Annotated in this window: 9 protein-coding genes; 4 read left to right on the top strand and 5 right to left on the bottom strand. The window is 68.3% G+C overall.

Annotated elements, in window-relative coordinates; all coding sequences use genetic code 11:
- Positions 1–8: 8 nt before the first annotated feature.
- The 4 genes from PHN62_RS07435 to PHN62_RS07420 form a co-directional block, all read right to left on the bottom strand.
- Positions 9–1,286: an HlyD family type I secretion periplasmic adaptor subunit gene (locus PHN62_RS07435; protein ID WP_300148464.1), complete on the bottom strand. Its 1,278-nt coding sequence runs from the start codon at positions 1,284–1,286 to the stop codon at positions 9–11.
- Positions 1,287–1,309: 23 nt separating this feature from the next.
- The gene (locus tag PHN62_RS07430) at positions 1,310–3,022 is read right to left on the bottom strand and encodes a type I secretion system permease/ATPase (protein WP_300148461.1); all 1,713 of its coding nucleotides are present in this window, start codon (positions 3,020–3,022) and stop codon (positions 1,310–1,312) included.
- 229 nt (positions 3,023–3,251) lie between these two features.
- The gene (locus PHN62_RS07425) at positions 3,252–4,736 is read right to left on the bottom strand and encodes a YncE family protein (RefSeq protein WP_300148459.1); all 1,485 of its coding nucleotides are present in this window, start codon (positions 4,734–4,736) and stop codon (positions 3,252–3,254) included.
- A gap of 72 nt (positions 4,737–4,808) precedes the next feature.
- Positions 4,809–7,040: a FepA family TonB-dependent siderophore receptor gene (locus PHN62_RS07420; RefSeq protein ID WP_300148456.1), complete on the bottom strand. Its 2,232-nt coding sequence runs from the start codon at positions 7,038–7,040 to the stop codon at positions 4,809–4,811.
- A 608-nt stretch (positions 7,041–7,648) separates the two neighbouring features.
- Here PHN62_RS07420 and PHN62_RS07415 point away from each other — a divergent pair.
- A complete protein-coding gene (locus PHN62_RS07415) occupies positions 7,649–8,014 on the top strand; it encodes a YigZ family protein (RefSeq protein WP_300148453.1) in 366 nt (121 codons plus the stop codon).
- 33 nt (positions 8,015–8,047) lie between these two features.
- Here the strand turns inward: PHN62_RS07415 and PHN62_RS07410 are convergent, their stop codons facing one another.
- Entirely contained in the window at positions 8,048–8,452 is a 405-nt protein-coding gene (locus PHN62_RS07410; protein ID WP_300148450.1) for a ketosteroid isomerase-related protein, read from the bottom strand.
- A gap of 84 nt (positions 8,453–8,536) precedes the next feature.
- Between PHN62_RS07410 and PHN62_RS07405 the strand changes: the two genes are divergently transcribed.
- The 3 genes from PHN62_RS07405 (at position 8,537) to PHN62_RS07395 (ending at position 12,248) form a co-directional block, all read left to right on the top strand.
- Positions 8,537–9,124, top strand: coding sequence for a GNAT family N-acetyltransferase (locus PHN62_RS07405; protein ID WP_300148447.1), 588 nt, complete (start codon positions 8,537–8,539; stop codon positions 9,122–9,124).
- Positions 9,124–9,993 (top strand): carbon-nitrogen hydrolase family protein, encoded by an 870-nt coding sequence (locus PHN62_RS07400; protein WP_300148445.1) that lies wholly within the window; start codon positions 9,124–9,126, stop codon positions 9,991–9,993. Before PHN62_RS07405 ends, PHN62_RS07400 begins: the two co-directional genes overlap by 1 nt.
- An 89-nt stretch (positions 9,994–10,082) precedes the next feature.
- Entirely contained in the window at positions 10,083–12,248 is a 2,166-nt protein-coding gene (locus PHN62_RS07395; RefSeq protein WP_300148442.1) for an esterase-like activity of phytase family protein, read from the top strand.
- Positions 12,249–12,368 lie beyond the last annotated feature (120 nt).

Below are 12,368 nucleotides of genomic sequence, written 5' to 3'. Positions count from 1 at the left end.
GCGGGCCCTCACTCCTCGCGCAGCGCGTGGGCGAGGTAGTCGGCGACGGGCTTGAGCAGGAAGGAAGCGGGAGTCCGGGCCCCCGTGAGGATGAAGGCCTCGACCGGCATGCCGGGCCGCAGCGCCAGCTTCTCCATGGCGGCCCGCCCTTCCGGAGCGGGCTCCAGTTCGGCCGTGAAATGGCGGATTCCCGTGGCGGGATCGACGATGGCGTCGGCGGAGACGATCCGCACCAGGCCCGGAATCTCCGGCGTCACGCGGCTGTCGAAGTTCGGGAAACGCAGCGTGGCCGGCTGCCCCGGCCGCACCCGGTCGATGTCCGTCGGCGCCAGCCGCACCACCAGCACCAGAGGCGCGTCGGCGGGCACGATGGACGCCGCCTCCGCCCCCGGAGCGATCACGCCGTTGACCGTATGAACCCGCAGATCCAGCACCGCGCCCGCCATGGGCGCGCGCAGGGCCAGCCGTCCGAGCCGCGTCTCGACGACCCGCAGCTGCTCGCGCATCCGGGCCTCCTCGGGCTGGATCTGGCGCATCATGCTCTGGGCCTCCTCGCGCCAGGCGTCCTGGAGGCGGAGGATCTCGCCTTCATATCCGGCGATGTCGCCCCGGGCCTCGGCGATCTGCGCCTCCTGAGCCCCCCGCTCGCTGCGCAGACGCTCCAGTTCGATCCGCAGGTTCAGCACGGTCGAGCGCGCGCTCGCGCCGCTCTGGAGCAGAGTCTCCTGAGCCGCGAGCAGCTCCTGAGCCAGCCGGAGGCGCATCTCTCCGGCCTCCAGCTGGACGAAATGCGCGCGGATCGCCTCCTCGCTGCGCCTGCGCCGCTCGTCGAGCAATCTGGACATGCGCTCCAGAGAGGCGCGCCGCAGCTCGAAGAAGCGCGTCTCCTCGCGGAGCACGGCGGCGATCTCCGGATCCGCCCCCGCCGAGGCCCGCAGCTCCGCCCGATAGGCCACCCCGCTTTCGCCGTGCAGCTCCGCCCACAGGCGGTCGAGACGGGCCCAGGCCTCGCGCAGGCCCCTTTCGAGCTCCGCCCGGCGCGCTTCGAGTTCGGTTCCGTCCAGGCGCAGGATCTCCTGTCCGGCCGCGACCTTCTCGCCCTCCCGCACCGAGATAGAGGCCACGAGCCCCCCGTCCGGATGCTGGACGATCTGCCGCCGCGCCTCGACCTCGACATGGCCGCTCGCCGGGATCGCGCCCTCGATCTCCGCCGTGAAGGCCCAGGCGGAGAATCCTCCCAGTCCGAAGACCAGCAGCGCCACGCCCCTGAGCAGGGAGGGACGCACGGACCACGCCTTGTCCTCCTCCATCAGGCCCCCCCGCGCGGAGCCGGAGGCCCGCCGCCCGGCGGCGGCTGAGGCGAAAGAACGCGCCTCAGCACCTCGTCCCTGGGGCCGAAGGCGCGCATGCCGCCGCCTTCGAGCACGAGGACCAGATTGCAGTGCTCCAGAGCCGAGCGCCGATGCGTCATGAAGAAGATCAGCTTTCCGGCGGCGCGGGCGGCTCCGACGGCGCGGTTCAGAGCCTGCACGCCGGGATCGTCGAGGCTGGCGTTGGGCTCGTCCAGCACCAGCATGACCGGATCGCCGTAGAAGGCCCGCGCCAGACCGATCCTCTGGCGCTGTCCGCCGGAGAGCCGCCCCCCGCCTTCGGTCACGACCGTGTCGTAGCCCTCGGGCAGGCCGAGAATCAGCTCGTGGGCCGAAGCCGCCCGAGCCGCCGCCACCACCGCTTCAGGATCGGGATCGGGGTCGAAGCGCGCGATGTTCGCGGCGATGGTTCCGGGGAAAAGCTCGACCTGCTGGGGCAGATAGCCGATCAGACGCCCCAGACGGTCGCGGTCGTATTGCGGCAGATCCGCCCCCGCGAGCCGGATCTCGCCGCGCGCCGCCGGCCAGAGGCCCGTCAGAGCCCGGGCGAAGGCGGATTTCCCCGAAGCCGAAGGCCCGATCACCGCCACGCAATCCCCCGGACCCGCCCTCAGGCCGACGCCCTGAAGGACCGGCGCCAGAGAACCCAGGGGAACGACCGCCAGATTCTCGACCGTCAGACGCGGCTCCGGACGCGGGAGAGGCATGGGAATCCGGGGACGGGCTCCGCTCTCGAAGAGGGCCTTGAGCGAACGCCATCCCGCCGCCGCCCTCTGGATCTGGGGCCATTGCCCCACGATCTGCTCCACCGGCGCGAGGGCGCGTCCGAGCACGATGGAGCTGGCGATCATCTCGCCCGGCTCCAGCTCCGAGCGCAGCACCAGCCAGGCCCCGAGCGCCAGAATCGCCGATTGCAGGAAGATCCGGAAGGTCCGCGTGGCCACGGCGGAGGCGCCGCCCACGTCGGAGGCCTCCATCTGCGCCGCCAGAGCGCCTTCCCGCGCCCGCCGCCACAGCCCCGTCAGGGTCCCCACCATGCCGAGCCCCCGGACGGTCTCGATGGATTTGCGGGTCATTTCGGTGCGGGCCTCGGCCTCGGCCAGCAGGCGGGCGGCTTCGTTCTGCGGGGCGCGGCTCAGCCTCTGGTTCAGCAGCGCCAGACCCAGCGCCACCGCGATCCCCGCGAGCGCGAAAAGGCCGAGCCATGTATGGAAGAGGAAAAGCGCCAGCACGAAAAGCGGCGTCCAGGGCAGATCGAAGAGCGCGCCCATCGCCGGAGACCCCATCAGGGTCTGGATGGCGCCCACGTCGCGCAGGGCTCCCGCAGGGCGCTCGCGCAACCCCGGATGATCCGCCTGATGCAGCACCGCCGCGAAGGCCGCAGGATCCATCCGGATCTGGAACCGCGCGCCCAGACGCGCCAGAACCCGACCGCGGCAATGATCGAGAAGACCCATCAGCCCGTACAGGAAGATCACCACGCCGAAGAGAGTCGCCAGAGTCGCCGTGGAGCGGCTGGACAACACCCGGTCGTAGATCTGGAGCATGAAGACAGGACCGGTCAGCATCAGCAGATTGATCGCCGCGCTGAACAGACCCACGCCGACAAGCGGCCCCTTCATCTCGGCGGCGGCGTCCTGCAGCTGCGTCACTCAAGATCCCCCGACGCTCTGGACGCCCGGAGGTTCATCCGGCGCCTCCTCCGCCTTGCGGCGGTCCGCGTGCAAAGGAGCTCATGTGCAGGGAAAGAGGGCGGCGGGTCAAGTGATCCCGTCGGGATCGAAAGGCGCTGCGGCCCCGGATCGCGCGGATCTGGCCTGCGCGAGAGCGCGTCTTGCGGAGGGGGGGGACCATTCCCCCTCCGCAGACCACCGCGAAGGCTTACTGGGCCTTCGGACGGATCCTCCAGACGCGATCTCCCGTGGGGTCGTCTTCGCCGCGCGCCTTGTTCACGGCCCAGACGTTCCCCTTGCCGTCGGCGCGGAGCTGGTTCGGCAGATTGCCCGCGTCGAGATTGGCGACGATCTCGCCCGACGTGTTCACCACCGTGATCGTCCCGGCGCCGCGGTTGGCCACATAGGCCAGACGCTCCACCGGCTCGAAGGCCACGTTCAGCGGCTGGGCGCCGACCTTCACGTCATGCAGGACCTCGCCGGTCTCCGCCTTGACGATCAGCAGGTTGTCGCTCTGCTGCGAGGCCACGAAGATCAGCCCTTCCTGCGGATCATAGGCCGCGCCCGAAGCGCCGCGCGCCCCCGGCAGAGGGATCACCTTCGCTTCGCCGGTCCTGACGTCCACGACGGCCGCCTCGTTGGTGCCCATGCTGACCGTCACCAGCTTGCCGCCCACCGGATCGAGGTCGAGGCTCATGGTGCCGAAGGTCTCGCCGCGCTTGCCGGACTGGATGACGACAGGCTCCAGGATCTCCAGCGTGGCCGTGTCGATCACGACGATGTGGTTCTCGAAGCTGGTGCTGACGTAGGCGCGGCCGTTGGCTTCGTCCACCACCACGTCGCGGGAATGGGTCGCGAGGCCGGGGTCGAACTGCTTGACCAGCGAGAGGTCGGCCTGATCATAGACCGCCAGAGTGTTCTGACGGGTGTTGGTCACCCAGACGCGGCCGTTCGCGTCGTCCACGCCCACGCCGTAGACCGCGAAGAGCGGCGGACGGTCGTCCTGAGGCGCGCCGCCGGGGCCGCCCGGACCGCCCGCGCCCGGACCCGCCCCGCCGGGGCCGCCCGCGCCGGGACGCGGCGGAGGAGCCGGCGCCACGGGCGGCGTCGCGGTGGCGAGGGTCTCCAGGGTCTCCGCGTCGACCTTCAGCAGCGCCGACTGCCGCACCGGCGGACGCCCCACCGCGGCGGCCACATAGACCGCGCCGCTCTTCGGGCTGAAGGCCACCTGATAGAGGCCGCGCGTCGCGGGAGCGCTGGCGATGTCGAATTTCTCGACGCCGGAAAGCGGCACCTCGGGCGAGATCTTCAATTCGATCACCTCGGCTGCGGCGGGGTTCTCGCCGATCACCAGGATCGGCTGCAGGCCGGTGGCGGCCTCGTCGTCGATCTGGATCTCGTGGGAGAAATTCCCCTCGGCGTCCACGACGAGCGGCGCCTCCGGATTCAGGATGGTCACGCCGCGCATCAGCGTGATCTGCTGGCCGGGCGTCAGGCGCGAGCCGGAGATGGTCGCCTTGCCGCCCTTGTAGAGGGGCTGGCCCTGCGCGCTGGAGCCTCCGCGCACCGAACCCACGAAGCCGTCGGAAGGAGCGGTGAAGATCGACTCCGCGCCCGCCGGAGCGGAGAAGACCAGAAGCGCGAGGCTCGACGCGCCCAGAGCGCGCCGCAGACGGGAAGGAACGAAAGCCATGGAAAGCCTCCTCATGATGTCGCGGATGGGGCGCTGTGGCTGGGAAGACTGGCTTCAGCGGCTTGCGAAATATCAGAAACCGGCGCGCAGGGCGATGTAGAAAGCCCGGCCCGGCTCGTTGTAGGTGCTCGCGCCGTTGTTGCCCTCGGTGCGGAAGAGGCGCTCGTCGAAGAGGTTGCTCACGCCCGCCACCACGCTGGCGTTCTCGTTGACCTTGTAGTCCGCCGAGACGCCGAAGAGCGCATAGGCGTCGCGCGGAGGCGCCGGATTCGCGATGGGCTCGCCGCGCACGTCGATGGTGCGCGCCTCGATGTCGCCGTAGAGGGTGGCCGAGAAGGTCAGGCCGAGATCCTCGGTCGCCTGCCAGCGCAGGGCGCTGTTGATGGTGTAGTCCGGGATCAGCGAGATGGGCTGACCGGTCTCCTTGTTCTCGCGCTTGATGGGCTTGGTGAAGTTGGTCGACCAGACCAGCCCGTCCACGAAGGGCAGAGGCAGGGTCAGGCTGCCCTCGATCCCCGAGATCACCGCCGGGCCGCTGTTCTCCCACTGGAAGGTGTTCAGGGAGCCGAGGCCGCTGTTGAGGCTGGGATCCACGGGATCTATGCCCGCCTGGATGCGGTTTTTATAATCATTGTGGTAATAGGTCAGGCTGGCCTGCACGCCGCTTTCGCCGACGTAGCCGATCCCGATCTCCTTGTTGATCGAGGTCTCGGCGTCGAGATCCGGATTGCCGAGCACCTCGCACTGGCCGAGCCCCGGAGGGCAGCCGTTGCCGCGCGAGTTGTAGCGGTAATGCGGATTGAGCTGATAGAGCGTCGGCGCCTTGAAGGCGCGGGCCACGCCGCCCTTGAGGGTGATCTCGTCGGTGATCTGATAGGCGGCGTTCAGGCTCGGGCTGAGGTTGAAGCCGAAGCTGTCGTGATGGTCGAGGCGCAGGCCGGGCGTCAGGATCAGGTCGTCGGCGACGTGGATGTTGTCCTCGACGTAAACCGCGAAGAGATGCGCGTCGGCGGTGAGGTCCTCGTTGGGATTGCCGCGGTCGTCGGTCATGAACTCGCCGCGATATTCGGCGCCCAGGGTGAGGGTCTGGGGGCGGAGGATCTCCAGCGGGACGTCGAATTCGGATTTGGCCGCCACGTTGTCCAGCTTGATGGTGGTGAAGCCGGTGTCCGTGTTGATCATGCCCTCGCCCGATCCGGCCTGACCCTCGCCCAGACGCTCGTTTTCGGTGTGCTCCCACTGCACGTAGCTGTCGGAGGAGCCGAAGTCGTAGAAGCCCTGATGGCGCAGAGAGAGGGTCGTGCGCTCCATGACGTTGGTCTCGGCGCCCTGGTTGGCGAGGGCGTCCACCAGATCGCTGGTGTTGCTGAGCAGCGTGTCTCCGGCGTAGCGGTTGCCCTGGCGGCTGTAGTCCAGCCCGAGGTCGAGGCGGTGATTGTCGTTCACGTCGTAGGAGAGCAGGCCGCCCACCTCGTAGGAGACGACGCCTTCGCGTCCGGCGGGAGCGTTGGTCACCGGAGCCCCGGTCTCTTCTGCGAGGGCCTCCTCGTTGATGTCGGCGTCGTCCGGATCCGTCCAGGAGCCGCCGGCCGTCAGGCGATAGGAGAGCCGGTCGGTGATCGGCCCGCCGACCATGGCGTTCACGCGCCGCGAGCCGCCTTCCTCGCGATGCTGCGGAACCTGAAGATAGGTCGAGAGGGAGGCCGTGGTCTCGACGGGGCGTTTGGTGATGATGTTCACCACGCCGCCCGCCGCGCCCGAGCCGTAACGGGCCGCCGCCGGACCGCGCAGCACCTCGATGCGCTCGATCAGCTCGGCGGGGACCCAGTTGGAGTCGCCGCGGGTGTCGCGCTCGCCCGAACGCCCCGGACGCACCGCGTTGCGCGACATCACCGGCTTGCCGTCGATGAGGATCATGGTGTTCTCGGGGCCCATGCCGCGCAGGTCGATCTGACGCTGGTTGCCGCGCTGGCCCGAAGAGGAGTTTCCGGTCAGGGCCACGCCGGGCATCTGGCGGATCAGTTCGGCGAGGTCGCGGGCGGGCGGCGCATGCTCGATGTCCTCCTCGGTGATGACCGAGACGCCCGGCGCCTGACGCAGCTGCTCGGCGGCCGAGAGGATGACGATCTCGTCCAGGACGATCACGTCGGAGGGCGTCTGGAAGACCCCGACGGCCTCGACCGCCTCGGCGCTCTCGACGTAGGTCGGCGGGACGACGCTCTGCGCGGAAGCCGTCGAAACGGCGCAAGCGAGAAGCGCCCCGACCGCCGTGGCGGAACGGAGCGACGCAATCTGACGGCGCATGATGGGCCTCGCATGAAAAGGATGGATTCTCAGGTCATGCGTGGCGGCGAGCTGCGTCTGATCTCTGCAAGGGCTGCTTAATGACCGTTTTTTCATCTTGCAAGGCGGCGGCGGCGGGGGCTCAAGCAAGCGTGATCGCGCGGCCTGCAGCCGGGAGAAAGGCGCAGGAGAGCCCGCGATTCCGGACCTCTCCTCCTAAAGCGATGAAACATGAAGTTTTTCTGACGGTCCGCGCCGCGCCGGGCCCTCGCCGCCTGCGATCTGCGGTCGGGGGGCCTGTCAGAATGTCGCAGAAGGCTCCCGAGGCTCCGGAGGGAGGCGGATCCCTGAAGGGAATCCCGCTCTCCGATCCCCTGAAGGAGAATACCGCATTATAACATGCAAAAGTTGAATCATGTGACAGGATCACCATCCGGAAAAGGTGAAATCTCCATGATCTCCGGAAAGGAGAATTTCCTTACAGCGTCGAGACAACCCCTCCGGCGCCGGAACGAATCAGCGCAGCGCTTCCCCCGGATGCGGGCCAGCTCATACGCGAGGGGGTCGCCTTCCTCCGCGCGAGGCGTCATGATCGCGCCCGCCCCCCCTCGGCCAGCGGAAAGGACCCCATGCTGATCCTGGAGAACGTCATCAGCGACCGCGGCTCGAAATACGCGGTTTCGGGCGCGCCCTGCGCCTCCGACGCGGAGGCCAGGGCCCTCCTCAAGGAGCTGAAGCGCGAGAAGAAATTCGCCAGGGCCACGCATAATTCATGGGCGCTCCTGCTCGACCGTGAACAGATAAAGAACGACGACGGAGAAGCCGGAGCGGGCATGGTCATCCTGCGCATGCTGGAGCGCGCCGGATTGCGCGGACATCTCGTGATCGTCACGCGGTGGTTCGGCGGCAAGCATCTCGGCGGAGACCGTTTCCGCCATGTCCAGGAGGCGGTGCGGCTCTATCTCGCCGAGATCGGGCGCGACCCCGCGCCCTGAGCAGACCGCCTCGGAGCGCAGGGCCTCGGGGGTTCAGCCCGCCGAAACCATGTCGATCCAGTCTTCGAGGTTGTAGTAATTGGTGATGCGCGCCACCTTGCCGTCCCGGATCTCGAAGAAGGCTCCGGCGGGCAGCACGTATTTCTGACCTTTCGCCTCCGGCAGACCCTCGTCGGTGGCGATGTATGCGCCGTTGACGATGAACTCCGCGGCGCCGCGGGTTCCGTCGGCGCTGCCGAAAACCACCATCTCCGTGAGGGTCTCCCTGTAGGAGCGGCTCATCTTCGCGACGAAGGCGCGGAAAGCCGCCTTGCCGATCTCGCGGCCGCCCTGGTTCACGTCATGGATCACGTCTTCGGTCAGGAGATCGAGGAAGCCCTCGACGTCTCCGCGATTGAAGGCGTCGTAGTAAGATTGGATGACTGCTTCGGCGCTCATGGGGATCGCTTTCCGGTTTGCGGGTTGAAGAGGCTCTTTGCTAGGGTCTGGCGCAGGATGGAACCTGGCGAAACGGATGACGGCGTGAGGATCGAGACCTTTCAGGGACAGGCGGCCGAACCCTGGTTCGAGGATCTGGCGCGGCTGCGCATCGAGGTCTTCCGGGCCTTTCCCTATCTCTATGAAGGCGATCCCGCCTACGAACGCAAATATCTCTCGATCTACGCCCGTTCGCCGCAGAGCCTCTTCGTGCTGGCCCTCGACGGCGAAAAGGTGGTCGGCGCCTCGACGGCCATGCCCCTGCGCGAGGAGACCGAGGAGTTTCAGCGCCCCTTCCGCGCGGCGGGCTGGAACGTCGGACGCATCCTCCATTACGGGGAATCCGTGCTGCTGCCGGAATATCGCGGACGCGGAATCGGCGTGCGCTTCTTCGAGGAGCGCGAAGGCTTCGCCCGAAGCTCCGGGGTTCATGACTTCTGCAGCTTCAGCGCCGTCGAGCGCCCGCAGGACCATCCCCTGCGCCCCGCAGATTATCAGCCTCTGGACGCCTTCTGGCGCAAGCGCGGCTATGTCCATCACCCGGAGTTGCGCACGGAATTCTCATGGCGCGACCTCGGCGAGGCGGCGGAGAGCCTCAAGCCGATGTCCTGCTGGCTGAAGGACATCCGCTGATGGTCAAATTCGCCGCCTGCCAATACGCCATAGAGCTCTTCGAGGACTGGGCGTCCTACGCCGCCCATCTGGAGGGCCTCGCGCGCGCGGCCGCCGAAGCGGGGTCGGAACTGCTGTTGCTGCCCGAATACGCCGCCATGACCCTGACGGGGCTTCTGCCCGAACCGCAGCGCGGCGACCTTCACGGCTCCATGGCCGGGATGCAGCCGCTGATTCCGCGTTGGCTGGCGCTTTGCGAGGAGATCGCGCGGCGCCATGGCGTCTGGTTCTGTCCCGGCTCGGCGCCGGTGCGGGATCCGGACGGGCTTTATCGCAACCGGGCCTTCCTCTTCGGGCCGGAGGGGCTTCTCGGCTGGCAGGACAAGCTGATCATGACCCGCTTCGAGCGGGAGCGATGGAGCGTCGCGGCGGGCGGGGAGGGCCTGCGCGTCTTCGAGACGCCGCTCGGAATCCTGGGGATCCTCATCTGTTACGACAACGAATTCCCCATGCTGGCGCGGCGTCTGGCGGAGATGGGCGCGGATCTGATCCTCGCGCCCAGCTGCACCGACGCCGAAGCCGGAGCCCATCGGGTGCGGATCGGGGCTCAGGCGCGGGCGCTGGAGAATCAGACGGCGGTCCTGGTCTCCTCCACGGCGGGTGTGGCGCCCTGGTCGCCCTCGGTGGACGAGAACTTCGGCCGCGCCGCGCTTTACGTCCCGGCGGATCACGGCATGTCTCCGGACGGCGTCCACGCCCAGAGCCCGGAGATCTTCACGGCGCGGAGCCTCTGGCTTCAGGGCGAGATCGACCTCGCGCAGGTGCGGCGTCTGCGCCGCGAGGGACAGGTGGCGCTCTTTCGCGACTGGCCGGAGCAATTCGACGTCTGACGTCATGGAAACGTCATGAAAGCTTCGTTCCTTCGTCGCCGCTCTCCGCCACAAGGCTCGCACGGAATCTCACTTTACGGGGAAGCTGGATGCGCCTTCACACGCTTTGTCTGACCTCTGTGCTGGCGCTCTGCGCCGGAGCGGCTCAGGCCGAACAGAATTTCAACCGCGTCGCCAGCTTCGCCACGAGCCTCAACATGGCCGAAGGCGAAGACCGCGCCCGCGAGACCTCGGCGGAGATCATCGCCGTCTCGGGCGACGGCAACACGCTGGTCTACACCGACGGCCCGCTGGGCGTCGCCGGACTCGTGGACATCACGGATCCCGCCGCGCCCAAGGCGCTCGGCAATGTGGACGTGGGCGGCGATCCGACCTCGGTCGGCGTGCTGGGCCAGATCGCCTTCGTGGCGGCCAACACCTCGAAGAATTTCATCGAGACCTCGGGCCATCTGGTCGCCATCGACCTCGCCAGCCGCAAGGAGGTCGCGCGCTGCGACCTCGGCGGCCAGCCCGACAGCGTCGCCATCGCGCCGGACGGAAGCTTCCTCGCGGTCGCCATCGAGAACGAGCGCGACGAGGATCTCGGCGACGGCCGCGTGGGCCAGCAGCCCGCCGGATATCTCTACCTCGCCGAGATCAAGGACGGCGTGGTCGATTGCGCCTCGGGCCGCCATGTCGACATGACCGGCCTCGCCGAGATCTCGCCGGAAGATCCCGAGCCGGAATTCGTGGACATCAACGCCCTGGGCGAGACGGTGGTCACACTCCAGGAGAACAACCATATCGCGGTCGTGGGTCGCGGCGGCGCGATCCTGAGCCATTTCTCCGCGGGCGCCGTGGACCTGACAGAGATCGACGCCACCGACGAAGGCGCGCTGATCTTCACCGAGAGCCAGCCGGGCCGCAAGCGCGAGCCGGATTCGGTCAAGTGGATCGACGAGAACCATTTCGCCACCGCCAATGAAGGCGACATGGACGGCGGCTCGCGCGGCTGGACCATCTTCAACAAGAGCGGCGAAGTGGTCTTTGAATCCGGCGCGAGCTTCGAGCACGCCCTGATCGCCCTCGGCCATTACCCGGACAAGCGCTCCGACGCCAAGGGCGTGGAGCCGGAATCCGTGGCCTTCGCCCGTTACGGCGATCAGCCGCTGCTCTTCATCGGCTCCGAGCGCGGTTCGGCGGTCGGCGTCTACGACGTGACCGACCTGAAGAATCCGGTCCTGCTGCAGGTCCTGCCCTCGGGCGTCGGGCCGGAAGGCTACGCGACCATCCCGGCGCGCAATCTGCTGGTTTCGGCCAACGAGACCGACCTCGGCGAGGACGGCGCCGCCCGCGCCCATGTCATGATCTTCCAGCGTGCGGAAGGCCCGGCGCGCTATCCCTACCTCACCTCCGAAGGCGCGGATGAGCGCATCGGCTGGGCGGCTCTGTCCGGCCTCGCCGCCGACCCCGAGGCTCCGGGCCGCCTCTACGCGGTCAACGACAGCTTCTTCAAGGCTCAGCCGACCATCTACACCATCGACGCGACCCAGACCCCGGCCCGCATCACCTCGGCGTTGCGCGTGACTCGCGGCGGCGCTCCGGCGCTCGGCCTCGACATGGAAGGCGTGACCCTCGCCCGCGAAGGCGGCTTCTGGATCGCCAACGAAGGCGATCTCGACAAGAACGTCCCGCATGCGCTCTATCGCGTGGACGCCTCCGGCGAGATCGTCGAGGAGGTCGCCTTCCCGACCGAACTCACCAATCACGCCAAGCGTTTCGGCGCCGAGGGAATCGCGTGGGTCGGCGACCGGCTCTGGATCGCCATCCAGCGCGAATGGGGCGATGATCCCAAGGGCTTCGTGAAGCTCGTCTCCTATGACCCGGCGACGAAGGAATGGGGCGCGGTGCGCTATCCTCTGGCGGCGCCGACCTCCGGCTGGGTGGGGCTCTCCGAGATCGCGACCCGCGGCGACTACGTTTATCTGCTGGAGCGCGACAACCTCATCGGCGACAAGGCCGCGACCAAGGTCGTCACCCGCGTTCCGGTCTCCGAGCTGAACCCGGCGCCTCTGGGCGGCGAGCTTCCGGTGGTCTCCCGCGAGGTGGTCCGCGATCTGCTCCCGGATCTGCTCTCGAACGGCGGCTATGTGCTGGACAAGGTCGAGGGCCTGACCTTCGACGCCGAGGGAACCGCCTGGATCGTCACCGACAACGACGGCGTGGACGACAGCTCCGGCGAGACCATGCTGATCCGCGTGACGGATCTGCCCTGATCCCCCCTCCCGGCGCGCGGCCCCCTCCCCGCGCCGGAGTCGACGACAGGCGGAGCCTCCCCCGGCTCCGCCTGTTTCTGTTCGAGGTCGATCAATTCGGGGCCGATCAATCCGCGTCGG

Source organism: Neomegalonema sp., from assembly GCF_028688855.1.
In the GTDB taxonomy this organism is placed as follows: Bacteria; Pseudomonadota; Alphaproteobacteria; order Rhodobacterales; family Rhodobacteraceae; genus Neomegalonema.
This window is presented reverse-complemented; position numbering and strand designations above follow the sequence as displayed.